Raw genomic sequence first — 15,630 nt, forward strand, 5'->3', positions numbered from 1 at the left:
CTGTTTAAAAATATCCGAATGCGTTAAGTAATTGGACGGCCGTGGGTTTGCCATGTATTTGCGCATTGGTGCAGAGGGTAACTTTCGTGGTGCGTCTCGAAGTGTTTTCTTGCTCTGCACGAGAATTAATCACAAAATTATTCATGTTACTGATAACAACAGGGAGTTTTCATGAAGAAAATTGTTTTCGCATCCGTTTTGGCGTTGATGCTGGGTGCTTGTGCTTCTAAATCGACTAAAGAATCTAGCGGCTGCGGTATGGAAAAAGCCAAATGTGCTGGCGAGTGTTCTGTAAAAGGCGACTGTGCTGGTTGCAAGTCCGAGAAAAAAGCAGAACAGAAACCATAGTTTCCTGTTTTTGTTTAAATTCATCTTTTTAAGCCCACGCATGTCGTGGGTTTTTTTATTTCAAGTGAACCTTGTTTAGCGCCATTAATTAATTTACGCTTTTGGTTGTACGTCAGTTTGAATCTTCAACAAGGGCTTTTTAATGACGGTTAAGTTCACGATTCTTCTTTCTCTTGCTTTGGCCTCTTCCGTTTCTGCTTCTGCCATGAATTTGCAAACTTATTTGCAGAATGTGGAAGCCAATCATCGCACCATCAAGTCCTATGATCTTTCCAAGCAGGCCGCCGACGATCGAAATACGGCGGGGGATATTGAACTTGTTCCGGTGATGAATGCCGGGGTGAGTTTTCTGAGCGATAAAAATCCTCTGAGTCAGTTCGCACTTCTGGGAGTTCCGGAAAGCAAGCAGACCACTTACAATCTGGGCTTTGGCAAAAAGTTTTCATCAGGCACCAATGTCACTCTGTGGGGGCAGACTTCTGAATTTGATAATGCGGGGATTACAGATCCCGCTTTTCAGCCTTATTCCAAGTTTGGATACGGACAATTGGGTGTGACCCTGGAGCAGTCTTTGTGGAAAGACTTCTTTGGTGCGGCAACCCGGTTGCGCTGGGAACGTCAGGACGCTGCGACCGCTGCAGTCAAGGGTAGCTATGATTTGCAAATCCGTGGCGTTCTGGTGCAGGCCGAAGTGGCGTTCTGGGAGTATCTGTATGCTGTGAACAACTTGAAAACAGCACAGGGCTCACTGGATCGTGCAAGAAAAATTGAAAGTTGGACCCGTCGACGAGTTAACGACGGTATCAGTGACCGCGCGGATTTATTGCAAGGTCAGGCACTGGTCGCCGGACGCCAGTTGTTGTTGGTGACGGCTGAAGATGATCTTGAGTCTTCGAAGCAAGCCATCCGTGATTTTATGGAATTAAAGGCTGCAGATCCATTTCCTTTGATTGAGGGAAATCTGGGTGAAGCGCGTCCCATCAATTCACTTGTCAGCGGTGGCAAGGGGCGGGTCGTGCAGATCGAGGCGTACCTGAAGTCGCTAGAGGCCAAGGCCCGTGCCGTGACCGCTGAGGAAGTCGATGAAGCCTACAAGCCGGATTTGGTTTTAAGTGGTGCCTATACGACCAACAATGTCAGCGCTGATATGGCGGAGGCCACACAGAATCTGACTTACACCGAAAAACCCACGACCAAGATCGCTCTTAATTTCCGGTATATGTTCGACACCAGCGTAAAATCAGCGGCGAAAGATGCCGCACGCAAGGAAGCATTGGCTTCGCGTCTGCAAGCGGAGCGACAGCTCGTGGACAGTGACAGTGCATGGAGTGAATTGAAACGACGTTACGAGGAAATGAACAAGCGAGTGCAAAGTGCCGCGCAGGTTTACAAGCTGCAAACGGACCGGTCGCGGGCAACGTCTGATTTGTTTAACAAAGGACGTACCATCACCATGAACGTGGTGGATTCTGAAAACGATGCGGCGACGGCTGAATTGAATTTAAGCCGTTTGATGACCGAGCAAAGAAAAATGGAAGCACAGGGCCGTCTTTATATGACGGTTGAGGAGTAGTCGGATGAATTTACCAAGTCTTTCCATACGTCGTCCCATTACCATCCTGTGTGTGGTGATCCTGACTTTAATTCTGGGGATTTTTTCCTTGTTCAAAATGCCGGTGGATCTGTTTCCGGATGTCACGTTCCCGATTCTGTCGGTGCAAATCGTTTATCCGGGGGCTTCGCCACTGGATCTGGAAAAACAGATTTCACGTCCTATCGAGGATGAACTGGGAAGTTTGTCAGGATTAAAAACTTTGACCTCGCAAAATCTGGATGGCGTGGCGGTGATCATTCTGGAATTCAATCTGGGCACTGACATCAAGGAGATGGAGCAGGATGTGCGAAATCGCATCGGCAACATTCGCCGTGATCTGCCTGACGAAATGTACGAACCGGTCATTCAAAGATTTGATCCGGCGGATCAGCCCATTGTCACTTTGGCTTTGGTCACAGATCTTCCAGACGGAGAAGCCTACGATCTGGCCAATGAAACCGTGAAACCCATTTTTGAACGCCTGGATGATGTGGGGCAGGTGCAGATTTACGGGGGACGTAAGCAGGAAATTCACGTCGTCATAGACAAGAATAAGCTGCAGGATCGCAAGATCTCGATGCTACAGGTGTCACAAAGAATTCTTGAAACCTCCAAAGACACACCGATCGGGAAAATTGAAACTCCCAAAACCGAAACGACCTTACGCACCAGTGGTGAGTTCGAATCGCTAAAGCAAATCGAAGATGTGAACGTAAGCTTTATTGGCTCGGACCGCCCGGTTTTGGTCAAGAACATCGGTCAGGTTGTGCGCAGTCTGGAAGATCAAAAAACCATGGGGCGTATTCAAGGGCAAAAAGCCCTGTTGTTGAACGTTTACAAGCAGCGCGGGTCCAATACAGTGGCGGTTGCGGATAATATTCAAAACAATATCCAGCGTGCCAATGAATTCCTGAAATCAAAAAACATCAAAGCAGAAATCAAAATGGTCCGTGACACCTCCAGACCAATTCGTCTGAATGTTGCGGACGTTAATGAATCCATCACCATCGGGATTATTCTGTGCGTGATTGTGGTGTTTTTCTTTCTGGGGTCAGCGCGCTCAACTTTAATCACCGGTATGGCCTTGCCCAACTCATTGCTGGGTGGCTTTGTCATTATGTTTGCCATGGGATTCACCATCAATCTGATGACCTTGCTGGCGCTGTCGCTGGCGGTGGGACTTTTGATCGACGATGCGATCGTGGTTCGGGAAAATATCTTCCGCCATCTGGAAATGGGAAAACGACCCAAGGATGCTGCTTTGGATGGCACCAAAGAAGTGGCCATGGCGGTGGTTGCCACCACGCTGGTGGTGATCGCGGTGTTTGGTCCGATCTCTTTCCTGCAGGGGATTGTGGGGCAGTTCTTTAAGCAGTTCGGTTTGACAGTGGTCTTCACCATGTTGATTTCGTTGTTTGATGCCTTCACAGTGGCGCCGATGATGTCAGCCTACCTGGCTCATCCGGATGAACACACCAAGGGAAAAGGTCCGATTGGCAGAATGCTTTCTGCTTTTGATCGCTTCCAGGATTGGTTGGAACGTGTTTACGAACGCATATTAAAGTTCACTGTGGTTCATCCCAAAACCATCTTGTCGGCAGCGGCGTTGGTTTTCGTTTTATCCATGGCAACGATAATCTGGATTCCGAAAACCTTCCTTCCGAATGCGGATGCCGGTGAGTTTTCGGTGAGCGTTGAACTTCCCGTGGGATCTTCGCTGGAGGCGACTGGAAATCTGGTGGCTGAAATTGAAAAACAATTTGAGGGCGACAAAGCCGTGGCGATTGTAGTGACCACGATCGGAACCGTGAACAATGAATCCAATAAGGCCAGTCTCTATGTGCGCCTGGTCGATCCGAAAGAACGCACGATGATGACCTCGGATTATATAGAGTCCCTCCGTAAAAAGCTGGAGCCGTTTAAATCGCGTGCCTTCGTCAGTATCGGGGATTTCGATCCGGTGAACTCAGGCGAGAAGCCATTGAATATCAATTTGACAGGGCAGGATCTGGAGGAGCTTAACAAGTATGCGGTCAAAGTTGTTGAGCGCATCAGAAAAATTCCGGGACTGGCGGATGTGGATACTAATTTCCGCACTGGGAAGCCAGAGTTCCATGTGATTTTTGATCGCAATCGTTCGGAAGCACTGGGTGTGTCCACTGTGATTGCCGGTGCCGAGCTTCGTAATCGCACCGAAGGTAATGAGAACACCATCTTCCGCGAAAACGGAATTGATTATAAAATTCGCGTGCGCTTTGATGAAAAGAACCGTGATCTGCGCAGCAACTTTGCAACGACCCAGGTTCCGAATTCCAACTACAATATGATTCCTTTGGCGCGTATCGCCCGTGGCGAGGAAACCAAAGGCTATTCGCAAATCAATCGTCAGAATAAAAGTCGTTATATCAGAGTCTCTGCCAACCTTGCCAAAGACGGCGCCCTGGGGACGATTTCCCAGGAGATTGAGAAAGTTATTAAAACTGAACTTCCGCCACCTCCGGGTGTGGATTTCAAATTTCAGGGACAGGCGGATGACTTTAAGGATTTGATCAACAACATGTTGATTGCGATTTTCCTGGGCGTGACTTTTATCTATCTGGTACTGGCAAGCTTGTATGAAAGCTTCATCACACCGTTTACGATTTTGTTGGCCTTGCCCCTGGCAATGACCGGTGCATTCATCGCCTTGTTAGTGACGGGAAAAACCATTGATATTTTCTCACTGATAGGAATCGTTCTGCTCTTGGGTGTCGTGGCCAAGAACTCGATTCTTCTGGTGGATTATACGAATCATCTGTTGCAAGAGGGGATGGACAGAAAAGATGCGTTGCTGAAGGCATGTCGCACGCGACTTCGTCCGATCCTGATGACCTCTTTGGCTTTGATTGCCGGTATGATTCCGATTGCCATCGGGCTTAATGAGGCCTCGGCCATGAGAAAGTCCATGGGGATTGCGATCATCGGTGGTTTGATCAGCTCGACACTTTTGACTTTGATTGTGGTACCGGCGGCATTTGGATTTATTGATGATTTCAGATCTTGGTTGCGCCAAAAGCTTGCCAAAATTTCAGGATATCAAGGGGGCTAGTAAAGCCCCCGGATCGACCGGATCTGTTGCAGCTTTTGCTCAAACAGGGTCCAGTCGTCTTGGTCAGCAATCGGCGCCCAGATGGATTCCAATTCGTCGATTAATAGGGAGCAGCACTGACGTTCTTCAAAGTAAGGATGCTCGGCTTTGTCTTCATCCAAGACCTCATAGAATTCCAGATTCTTTTTGAGGTTGGCGAAGCTGGGGTGTTTATAAGTCTCGGCCTGTACGGAACGAAGCAAGCGTTCGTCATTGATGCCTGAGTGCAAATCAAAAAAAGTCTGTTCAAACAGTGGTTGCGCCTCATCCAGAAACTTAAAGAAGTTCATCATCATTTCCTGATCCATCTCCAGGGCCGCGTGTTCGTCCTGAAGAGGGTTGCGGATATTCAAGCGTTTCATGAAGAGTTGGCGGCTGGCGAGATTAAAGCTATCCGCAAACTCTTCAAGGAGTTCTTCAACTGGCAGGTTTTCAAATGCGAATTTCAAAGCGAATCCCAGTTGATGCAAATTCCATAGCACTGACGTCGGTTGGCGGCCGTAGCTGTAAAGGCCACTTTGATCAAAGTAGGCTGCGGTAAACGCAGGATCATACTTTGGCATGAACCGGTAGGGGCCGTAATCAAAACTCTCACCAGTGATATTCATGTTGTCGGTGTTCAGAACTCCATGAACAAATCCCGCCATCATCCATTGAGCCGTGGTCATGGCCAAGCTGCGTGCGACGGATTGCAAAAAGGCCGCGGCTTTTTCTTCGCCCTCTAAATGCAGAAGCTCCGGATAGTAATGGCGCACGCAGTAGTCCAGAAGCTTTTTAAGATTGTCGGTTTCTTTCAAGGCCGCCAATCTTTGGAATGTGCCAAAGCGAATGTGGCTGTGATTCAGGCGGACCAAAACACCAGCGCGAGTGGGCGAAGGTTCGTCGTGTCTTTCCAGGCTTTCACCAGTTTCAAAAACAGAAAATGTTTTGCTGGTGTTGACGCCGTAAGATTCCAGGAGCTCCGTTGCTAAAATTTCGCGGAAGGCGCCCTTTAAAGTCAGTCGACCATCGCCGCTTCGTGAGTAAGGCGTGCGACCACTGCCTTTTGTTCCTAAATCATAAAGTTTTTCTTTAACCAGAAATTGAGCATAAAGGAACCCGCGTCCATCACCAATTTGAGGGTTGTAGGAGCGAAATTGATGTCCGTGATAGCGCAGGGCCAGGGTCGTGGGCATATTCCCTGAGATGGGTTTAAAGTCGGCGAAATGCTTTTTAAACTCGGTGTCACTAATGCGATCTAAACCCACAATGGCTGCCGCGGACTGGTTTCGATAACGCAGTTTTGCCTCTGGGAATGCGGCCGGCTGGACCTCGTCATAAAACGCAGGTCCTAATTCGTAGATAGGGGACGCCATGTGTTCGCTCATACCTCATGTATGTGCTTTGAAGGACCGAAAGGCAAGCTGTAGAGTTTACGATCTGCTTAGGGCTAGTTGACAGTGACTTGCATTAAGAGCATAACCGGAAGATCAGGTGGTGAGTGTGGAAAAGCAGCCGTTCGGTCAAAAGCCAGTATTTAAATCTGTTGAACCCATTGCAAGCGGGGAGCTTTCTTTTTCTATGAATCCCTCCACGGCAGGCGAAGCATGTTGTGATGTGGATCACACTCAGCACGAGCAGTTTGCTGAACAAACAGACATCTGGGATCGTCTGGGTATTTATCTTTCCTCTTTGTGTGCCATTCACTGTTTGCTGACTCCGGTATTTCTTTTGGCTTTGCCAGCACTGGGAGAGGTTTTTGAATCCACGTGGGTGCACATGTCCATGGCGGCGTTTATTCTGCCGATTGGTCTTTTTGCTTTCTGGTCAGGGTATAAACATCACCGTCAGATGAAAGTAGTCAGTATGGGTGTGGGTGGCTTGCTTTTGGTTTGTGTCGGTACGCTGATGCACCACGAGTTGGAGGAGATTCTGCCTCAGTTGCCGCACAATACGGTCACTATCCTGGGGAGCGTATTGCTTGTGACGGCGCATTTTTTAAACCGCAAAGCCTGCCAGTGCGATTCTCACTCTAAATAGACGTAATTATTAAATTATATCATTTATTTAAGCCGCGAAATTCGCGGCTTTTTTATTTTGCCGCGCAACCAAATGTGGCCTTGCCATCTCCGACCAAAAATGGTTCTAATTGAAAACATAGTGAAAATGAAATCTATTTGAGAATAGACATGTTACTCAGGAGGCAACAATGAACGGCAAAATGGATCGTCGCGGTTTTTTCGCTACTTTCGTAAAAATGGCAGGGGTGGCAGTGATCGCTCCGACAGTATTAAACACAGTTTTTGGTTCTGAAGCTCATGCTCAGAAAAAAAGAGGCGCGGCTCCTGAAGCAGCACCTGCAGCGAAATCCGGTGGTATGCCGTTCGTGGATCCTAATGATTCTGTGGCAAAAGCTGTTAAGTACGTTGAAGACCATAAGAAAGCTCCAGAAGCCAAAGGCAATCACTGTGTGACTTGCGGTTTCTATGGCAAAAAAGATGCGACTTCTGGCACGTGCACAATCTTCGCTGGCAAATTGGTTAAAGCTGACGGCTGGTGTGCTTCTTGGAATAAGAAAGCTTAATTGTCCCGCGTAAAAAAAAGCGCAAAAAAAAGGTCCCTCACGGGACCTTTTTTCGTTTCATAGTTTGTTGTAAAGCTATTTTGAATCGCGAAGGGCGCGACGAAGAATTTTTCCAACGTTGGTTTTTGGAAGTTCAGTTCTGAACTCCACCAGCTTCGGAGCTTTGTAACCAGTCAGGCTCTTTCTTGCGTGAGCGATCACTTCTTCCGGCGTCAAGTTTGGATCTTTTTTAACGATCACCACTTTTACAATTTCACCAGAGTGTTCATCAGGAACACCGATGGCCGCCACTTCCAGAACACCTGGGTGAGAAGCAATCACTTCCTCAACTTCATTCGGATAAACGTTGAATCCGGAAACCAGGATCATGTCTTTTTTGCGATCCACGATTTTAAAGAAACCGTCGTTATCAACCGTCGCGATATCGCCGGTTTTCAACCAGCCATCAGCACTAAGTACCGCCGCTGTTTCATCGTCGCGATTCCAATAACCTTTCATCACCTGAGGACCGCGGCAGACAAGTTCGCCCGCTTCGCCCATAGCGACTTCTTTGCCGTCTTCATCAACAAGTTTTACATCTGTGCTTGGCATCGGCAGACCAATGGTGCCTACGCGGTCTGTGCCATCAATCGGGTTGCACGAAACAACAGGGGAAGCTTCGGTTAAACCGTAACCTTCAACGATCGAGGACTTGGTGATGCCCATCCATTTTTCAGTGACAGTTTTTTGCAGAGTCATCGCACCGGCCACGCTGATTTTCACAGACTTAAAGTCGATGGTTGAAAACTCCGGATTGTTCATCAGAGCGTTGAAAAGAGTGTTCACGCCTGTCAGAGCTGTGAATGGACGTTTTTTCAATTCCTTCACGAAGCCCGGAATGTCCTTAGGGTTTGTGATCAGGATGTTTTCCGCACCCATTTTCAGGAATGCCAGGCAGTTCACGGTCAAAGCGAAGATGTGATACAGCGGAAGGGCGGCGATAACGATCTCTTTGCCTTCCTCAAGTTTAGGGCTCATCCAGGCACGAATTTGCATCATGTTGGAGATGACATTTTTATGTGTCAGCATGGCGCCTTTGGCAACGCCGGTTGTGCCGCCTGTGTATTGCAGGAATGCCAGGTCGTCGTGAGAGGAAGCCACGTTTTGGTGCGGGCGCATCGCTCCCAGTTCCAAAGCCTGACGGAAGGTGTAGGCCTGCGGAATGTTGTAAGCCGGAACCATCTTTTTGATGTATTTAACAACCGAATTCACCAGAATTCTTTTCGGAGTTGGGAACAAATCCGCAAGCTCTGTGATCACAACGCTTTCAATTTGTGTGTCTTTGATGATTTCCTGAAGATGATTTGCAAAGTTCGCCAGAATCACGATCGCTTTGGCACCGGAATCCTTGAACTGATGTTGCATCTCTTTGGCAGTGTAAAGGGGGTTGGTGTTGACGATTGTCAAACCGACTCGCAAAGCTGCAAAAGCGGCCACTGGGAATTGTAGAACGTTGGGCATCTGGATGGCGATGCGGTCGCCTTTTTTTAGTTTCAATTCATTTTGCAGGAAAGAGGCGAACTTGTTCACCTGTTGGTCCAGTTCAGTGAAAGTGAGGCTGACACCCATGTTGGTGAAGGCTTTATTTGAAGGAAACTTGCGAATGGCCTCGTCGTAGATCTCGATGAGTGATTGATATTCGTTTGGATTGATCTCAGGTCCAATACCGGCAGGGTAATTCTTGATCCAAATCTTTTCCATGATAGGCCTCCTGATGACGTTCTAAATGCTGAGTCCTTATTCTAGAGTAAAGGTTCGAATAGGGTAAAGGAAATTCTTGTGTTCAGCTGGGCCCTTTGCAAGACTTAGAGAATGAAAATGCACCATCTCTTCACACTTGTTATTTCGCTGGTCCTGATTGCATCCTGCACTCGTAAGAAGGAAGCTGTTGTTGAGGAGTCCACTAGTCCTGTTGCCGCGAATATGGTCAATCAGCCACCGCGCAAGGTCCTGAGTCCGCAGGAAAAGACCGCGAATTTGTTCGTTCATCTGATGGAACAGGCAGATAGTGTGCACCGTGAAGCTTGGTGGGTGTTAACCAGTGAACGTCGTTCATTGTTAAAGTCTCCCTTTGGAAAAGTTCAGCGGGCGATTCTTTCCCAAGGCAACGGTAAACTTGGCAATAAATCTTTGTTTCGCTGTGATCGCTATGAAGTTAAACGGGATGTGATGTCGCAATCCGGTTATCCACAGAAAATAGAAATGTATGAGCGTTGCTCCGCCAAAGCCCCGGCCAAGCGCATGGCCTTGCTTTATGCACAAAAAGAAGGGGAGTTTGATCTGACTTTCTATCCTGAAGGATTGGAAGAAGTCTTGGGGATCAGCGCTGCCATTCTAAATAAAACAATCGCGTGTCACATTCGTACCAATGCCAGTGAGCAGTTGTTGGCGCTGACTTGTAAAGATTGGGCGCAGGAAAAAAATAGAGAACAAATGATTCGTCTGGATGTCTATGACTATCAAAAAGAAGGTCAGGACATGATTAAACTTCGTGGCAAGCTTTATGAAAATCTGACGGACATTCGAAAAATCGAAGCCAATGTGCCGATGTCTGGGAAAATCACGGTCACTGAAACTGAACTGTACGCGCCGACACCATCGCCCACTCCAAAACCAAGTCCGACTCCGCAAAAACCAGCAGTGGTGGAGGGGCAGCCAGCACCAGAGGGTCAGCAGCAACCTGCAGTTGCAAAACCCCAGGAGCCCGTGGCCGTGCCTATGGATCAACAAACCTACGATTTGCCGGGTGGCGTGATCGGGGGCGTGGGGCAGCCGGCATCTGATGCGGCACCGCCACCAAGTCCGGCAGACCAAGGTTGGCCGACAGATGAAAATGGAAATCCCATTGAAAACCCACAACCACTTGATAATAACGGTGATCCAATGCAAGATGGGAACCCTTCGGGCGAAGCACAGCCAGAACAACCACAACTCTTGCACGATCAAGGAGCACCCAGTGGCCGCTAAAGTTGAAATCGGAAAAAAGGTCCCTGCATTTAAAATTCCATCCTCCAGCGGGGAGACGTTTGCGTTGTCATCGATGAAGGGTAAAAAAATTGTTCTTTATTTTTACCCAAAGGACAGCACTCCAGGTTGCACGACAGAATCCATCGAGTTCAATGAACTGTTGCCAAAGTTTAAAAAGGAAAACACCGAAGTCATCGGCGTTTCCCGTGACAGTTTGAAATCCCACGACAAGTTCATCTGCAAGTACGACTTTAAGTTTCAGCTTTTGGCTGACGAAGAGGAAGAGCTGTGCAAAATCTTTGATGTGATCAAAGAAAAGAACATGTACGGCAAAAAAGTCATGGGTATCGAACGCTCCACCTTCGTGATCGACGAAGAGGGGAAGCTAGCAGGGGAGTTCCGCAAAATCAAAGCGGAAGGTCACGCTGCTGAAATGTTGAAATTTGTTAAATCTCTTTAAGAGCTAAAAAGGAAGAAAAATGAAAAACAAAAGATGGTTCGCTGTTAAGACTCTTTACGTAACTCGCGCTATTGGCAAAACCAAAGCCAAAGCGACATTTGCAGAGTTGCTTGAAGAGCGTGTAGTTCTTTTCCAGGCAGCCAATGCCAATGCAGCTGTTAAAGCCGCTGAAAAAGACGCTAAAGAATACTCTCAATACACTTACCAAAATTTCGAAGGTCAGGCTGTTCGCACTGAATACCTAAATGCCTGTGACGTTTTCGAATTGTACGAAACTTTGGAGAGTGGTGTTGAGCTGTTCGCTTCCACTGAAGTTCTGACTAAAAAGACTGGCAAAAACGATTTGATCGCGCGCCGTCTGGGTAAACTTGAAACCAACGCATCCATCAAAATGCGCAAACGTTTCATGTCCAAAGAACTAAGCGCCTACCTTTAAAAGGTGCCAGGTCCTAGTTCTTATCGCACAGCAGAACCATTCGGTTTTGCGATGTGAAAAAAAAAGCCCCGGGAGACCGGGGCTTTTTTCGTTTATAAGTAAGTCCGTACCTAGTGAACCGCAGAGATCATCAGTTCAGCTACTTGTTGGCTGAACTTCACTGGATCTGGGATTGAAGATCCTTCGTTCAGAAGTGCCTGCGCATACAGGATCTCGGACCATTTTGCCTGTTGGTCCGGGGAAGCCTTTAGCATCTTCGTGAACAACGGATGTTTCGCATTGATTTCCATCACGCGTTTCACCGGCTGATTGTACTCTTGACCCATTTGCGCCATTAATTTTTGCATGTGGGCAGAAGGATCGTGGGCTGAAGAAACCAGGCACACTGGTGTGTTGGTCAAACGCTCGGAAAGAACAACGTCTTTAACGTGGTTTTCCAAAGTTTTCTTCATTGTTTCCATCACTGGCTTCAAGGTTTCAGCCGCTGATTTCAGCTCTTCTTCTTTTTGCTTTTTCTCTTCTTCAGTATCCAGATTCAAGCCTTCAGCCGTGATGGACTGAAGTTTCTTGTCTTTGAATGTGCTGATCGCGTTTACAACCCACTCGTCCACTGGATCCACCATCAAAAGCACTTCCATGCCTTTTTCTTTTAGTTTCTCAAGGTAAGGAGAGTTTGAAACCTGACCCAAAGAATCACCGGTGATGAAGTAGATGTCCTTTTGTTCAGGCTTCATGCGCGCCACGTACTCATCCAAAGTCGTCATCTTGTCAGAAGCTGTCGAGTGGAATAGGCATAGTTCCTGGATTTTGTCTTTGTTCGTAGGATCTACTGGCAAGCCTTCTTTGAAAGTTGAACCGAACTCTGTCCAGAAGTTTTCGTACTCTGTGCGCTCTTTGTTCAATAGATCCTTCAAGCCGCCCAAAATCTTCGTTGTGACGTTTTTACGGATCGCCGTTACCTGGCGGTCCTGTTGCAGGATTTCGCGTGATACGTTCAGTGACAAATCAGAGCTGTCCACCAGACCTTTAATGAAACGCAGGTACTGCGGAAGCAATTCTTTGCAATCCGCCATGATGAACACGCGTTTGATGTAAAGGCTAAGACCGTATTCCATTTCGCGGTTGTTGAAGTTCCAAGGGCGTTTGCCCGGGATGTACATCAGCGCATTGAATTCCATGGTGCCTTCAGCACGATAGTGGATGGTTTTCAATGGCTCATTAAAGTCATGGCTTAAGTGCTGATAGAATTCCTTGTGCTCTTCTTTGGTCACTTCCGAAGGGGACTTCAACCAGATCGCTTTTTGTGAGTTCAAAGTTTCATCTTCGCCCTTGTCGTTTTTCATCTTGATTGGATGGGCGACAAAGTCAGAGTATTTTTTAACCAAAGATTTCAAAACCCAGGCATCCGTGAAATCCTGAACTTCCTCTTCCTCTGCAAACTTCTTCAAGTGCAAAGTGATCGTCGTGCCCGTGCCACCTGGGCGCGGAACCGAATCGATGGAGTAAGTGCCATCACCAGTGGATTCCCAAACCACACCTTCGTTGGTGCCGGCTTTTTGGGTGTGCAAAGTGACTTTGTCAGCCACCATGAAAGCGGAATAGAAACCCACACCGAACTGACCGATCAACTCTGGCTTGTTGCGCATTTCCTCATTCATTTGCATGAAGGCTTTGGCACCCGAGCGGGCAATAGTTCCGATAAACTGAACCACTTCCTCCTGGTCCATACCGATACCGTTGTCGATGATTTTCAAAGTGGCTTGCTCTTTGTTGCCTTCCAGACGGATTTCTGGAGACCAGTTTGCTGGCAGCAAGCTTTGATGAGTCAGGGATTGGAATTTCAATTTATCAATTGCATCCGAAGCATTTGAAACCAGCTCACGAATGAAGATTTCTTTGTGGGAATAAAGTGAGTGAATCACGATATCCAAAAGTTGCTTAATTTCTGCATTAAAGGCTTGAACTTGTTTTGCCATCTAAAAACTCCCTAATTATTCGTAATGAAATGACATTCGGTCCGAAATCGATTTTGGCAAGGCCGGGATCTGACTTCTTGGGATAAAAAATGTCGTAAGGTTAAAGAAATCGCTGAAAATCTTGTGTTTGGCCGTGGCTGCAGCCAGGTATTGGTGCCCGGACGAGCCACCAGTGCCGATCTTATTGCCCAGCATGCGCATCGCCATCATCGCGTGGCGGTAGCGCCAGTTTGTCATGTTTTCATCGATATCCAACAGGGCGCGGATGATTCGGAATGGAGTCTGAAGAATCGGTTGATCACGGTAAAGTTGAATCAATAGGGCTGCGTGCATGGCCTTGTAAGAAAGGCGGAATTGTCCTTCCGCGCGTAGTTTGTTGAAGGCTTCCTCGTTAAAGAGAGCATCGAAGCTTTGCAGAGACTTTTCCAGGCCTTCGATGGTTTTTGCTTTTTCTTCAGCGGGGATGCTGGCATTGGCCTTCACTGTGGCGATATCCTCAGAGAACATTTTGTTCACGGCCTGTTTGTAAGAATCCCAGAAGTTGAAGTTTTCACCTTGCAGGAAGGGCGTGCGCTCCAGCCATTTTTCCAAGGAATCAAATAGTGAAGGTTGATCCAGAACCCCCAGCATTTTATTTTGCTGTTCTTCGGTCAGGGATTTCCAGAATGGAGCCTGATTGTAAGCCAAACGGTCGCCGATACGCAGACCCAACTTGGTTTCGATCAAACGCCATTGGAAGCTTTGAAAACCGGAAGCCGGGTAAAGCATGTCGCGGAAATCCAGGAAATCCAGAGGCGTCATGGTTTCCAGAACATCGATTTGGCCCATGATCAATTTTTGAATCGCCACGATTCTTTCCAGACGTGATGTTGCCTGACCCATTTCTTCTTCAGCGACTTTTGGTTTTTGGAAAGTCGCAAGAACGGAATCCAATTCAAAAAGAATTTGTTTGAACCAAAGTTCATAAGCCTGATGAACGACGATGAATAGTAATTCATCGTGGGCAGGTTTGCCGTACTTCACGCTGACAGGATGTTGTGCATCCAGGATTTTTTCGATTCCAAGATAGTCATGATAATGAACGGCAGGGTATTTCATCGTGAAAGCTCCTTGATAGCGTTGGCAAAATTTTGGATGTCTGTACTTTGAGTGTCCCAGGAAGTCATCCAGCGACACTCGAAAGTGTTTTCATCCCAGACGTAAAAGAAAAATTTCTCGCGCAGGGGTTTTACCCAGGCTTGCGGAATGGTTGCGAACACAGCATTGCTGGTGGGCTTGGTGCGAATTCCCACGCCCGGAATATCCTGAATGGCCTGATATAATTCCTGAGCGCGCTCCAGGGAATTACCGGCAATCTCTTTCCAGAGGTCATTCTTAAAGTATTCGCTAAACTGGCAGGCGATAAAACGTGACTTGGATGGAAGCTGGGAGCTTTGCTTGCGCACATATTTAAAGTCATGCGCCAGGGCTTTGTTCAGAAATATAACAGCTTCGCCCATCATTAAACCGTTTTTGGTGCCACCAAAGCTCACGACATCAACGCCCAGATCGGTGGTGATTTCCTTGAAGGATTTTTTTAAGGATACAGCGGCGTTGGAGAGGCGTGCTCCATCGATATGAACATAAAGTTTGCGCTCGCGGGCCCACAGGATCAGGGTGCGCAACTCTTCCAAAGAATAAACAGTACCAAGCTCGGTCGGTTGAGTGATGCTTAATACCGCAGCCTGGGAGAAGTGTTGATCTCCACGACGGATGAATTGCTGTTCAAGGGCGGCGACAGAGATTTTACCATCCACCGAGGGCACGGTTTGCAGTTTGAATCCACCCATCTGTTCGGGGGCACCGCACTCATCCAGATTGATGTGGGCCACATCAGAACAAAGCACACTTTGCCAAGGACGGGTGATTGCCCGCAACGCTGTTACGTTGGCGGCAGTGCCATTAAATACAAAGAAAACCTGGGAGTTGTCACCGAAGTGGGACTTAAAAGCATGAGCGGCTTTTTCAGTCCACTCATCCGTGCCGTAAGAGGGCGCGTGTTCGACATTGGCTTCCTTTAAGGAATCCAAAATCCGGGGATGAACTCCCGCATGATTGTCGCTGCCAAAACCGCGATTCAT

At 47.7% G+C, this 15,630-nt stretch carries 13 protein-coding genes; 8 read left to right on the forward strand and 5 right to left on the reverse strand.

All coding sequences use genetic code 11. The features are described from left to right. Nucleotides 1-171: 171 nt before the first annotated feature. The 3 genes from AAAA73_RS05630 (at nt 172) to AAAA73_RS05640 (ending at nt 5,030) form a co-directional block, all read left to right on the forward strand. Nucleotides 172-348 carry a hypothetical protein gene (locus tag AAAA73_RS05630; protein WP_340597207.1) on the forward strand — a complete coding sequence of 59 codons (177 nt, stop codon included), beginning with the start codon at nt 172-174 and terminating at the stop codon, nt 346-348. A 142-nt stretch (nt 349-490) separates the two neighbouring features. Next, the gene (locus tag AAAA73_RS05635; protein ID WP_340597208.1) at nt 491-1,921 is read left to right on the forward strand and encodes a TolC family protein; all 1,431 of its coding nucleotides are present in this window, start codon (nt 491-493) and stop codon (nt 1,919-1,921) included. Nucleotides 1,922-1,925: 4 nt separating this feature from the next. Beyond that, nucleotides 1,926-5,030, forward strand: a complete 3,105-nt coding sequence (locus tag AAAA73_RS05640) for an efflux RND transporter permease subunit (RefSeq protein ID WP_340597210.1) — start codon at nt 1,926-1,928, stop codon at nt 5,028-5,030. On the opposite strand, the gene AAAA73_RS05645 is transcribed toward AAAA73_RS05640, so the two are convergent. Further along, nucleotides 5,027-6,436: a protein adenylyltransferase SelO family protein gene (locus tag AAAA73_RS05645; protein ID WP_340597211.1), complete on the reverse strand. Its 1,410-nt coding sequence runs from the start codon at nt 6,434-6,436 to the stop codon at nt 5,027-5,029. The genes AAAA73_RS05640 and AAAA73_RS05645 overlap by 4 nt on opposite strands. A gap of 115 nt (nt 6,437-6,551) precedes the next feature. On the opposite strand from AAAA73_RS05645, the gene AAAA73_RS05650 reads away from it, so the two are divergent. Then, a complete protein-coding gene (locus AAAA73_RS05650) occupies nt 6,552-7,088 on the forward strand; it encodes a MerC domain-containing protein (protein ID WP_340597212.1) in 537 nt (178 codons plus the stop codon). Between the two features lie 169 nt (nt 7,089-7,257). Further along, a complete protein-coding gene (locus AAAA73_RS05655) occupies nt 7,258-7,632 on the forward strand; it encodes a high-potential iron-sulfur protein (protein ID WP_340597213.1) in 375 nt (124 codons plus the stop codon). Between the two features lie 75 nt (nt 7,633-7,707). Here AAAA73_RS05655 and AAAA73_RS05660 read toward each other — a convergent pair whose 3' ends face one another. Continuing rightward, a complete protein-coding gene (locus AAAA73_RS05660) occupies nt 7,708-9,372 on the reverse strand; it encodes an AMP-binding protein (protein WP_340597214.1) in 1,665 nt (554 codons plus the stop codon). A 111-nt stretch (nt 9,373-9,483) separates the two neighbouring features. Between AAAA73_RS05660 and AAAA73_RS05665 the strand changes: the two genes are divergently transcribed. From AAAA73_RS05665 to AAAA73_RS05675, 3 genes are read left to right on the forward strand one after another with little or no spacing between them, the layout of a single operon-like run. Then, a complete protein-coding gene (locus tag AAAA73_RS05665; protein WP_340597215.1) occupies nt 9,484-10,638 on the forward strand; it encodes a hypothetical protein in 1,155 nt (384 codons plus the stop codon). Then, entirely contained in the window at nt 10,628-11,098 is a 471-nt protein-coding gene (locus AAAA73_RS05670; RefSeq protein WP_340597216.1) for a peroxiredoxin, read from the forward strand. Before AAAA73_RS05665 ends, AAAA73_RS05670 begins: the two co-directional genes overlap by 11 nt. A gap of 19 nt (nt 11,099-11,117) precedes the next feature. Next, on the forward strand, nt 11,118-11,534 hold the full coding sequence (locus tag AAAA73_RS05675) for a DUF4288 domain-containing protein (RefSeq protein ID WP_340597217.1): 417 nt from the start codon (nt 11,118-11,120) through the stop codon (nt 11,532-11,534). A gap of 110 nt (nt 11,535-11,644) precedes the next feature. Here the strand turns inward: AAAA73_RS05675 and htpG are convergent, their stop codons facing one another. The 3 genes from htpG to AAAA73_RS05690 are packed head-to-tail and all read right to left on the reverse strand — an operon-like array spanning nt 11,645 to nt 15,630. After that, complete coding sequence (htpG, locus tag AAAA73_RS05680; RefSeq protein WP_340597218.1) at nt 11,645-13,510, reverse strand: molecular chaperone HtpG; 1,866 nt, start codon at nt 13,508-13,510, stop codon at nt 11,645-11,647. A 15-nt stretch (nt 13,511-13,525) separates the two neighbouring features. Beyond that, nucleotides 13,526-14,608: a tryptophan 2,3-dioxygenase family protein gene (locus tag AAAA73_RS05685; RefSeq protein WP_340597219.1), complete on the reverse strand. Its 1,083-nt coding sequence runs from the start codon at nt 14,606-14,608 to the stop codon at nt 13,526-13,528. Continuing rightward, the gene (locus tag AAAA73_RS05690) at nt 14,605-15,630 is read right to left on the reverse strand and encodes a threonine aldolase family protein (protein WP_340597220.1); all 1,026 of its coding nucleotides are present in this window, start codon (nt 15,628-15,630) and stop codon (nt 14,605-14,607) included. The genes AAAA73_RS05685 and AAAA73_RS05690 overlap by 4 nt, the downstream gene beginning before the upstream one ends.

The sequence above is a fragment of the Bdellovibrio sp. GT3 genome, from assembly GCF_037996765.1.
GTDB lineage: Bacteria > Bdellovibrionota > Bdellovibrionia > Bdellovibrionales > Bdellovibrionaceae > Bdellovibrio.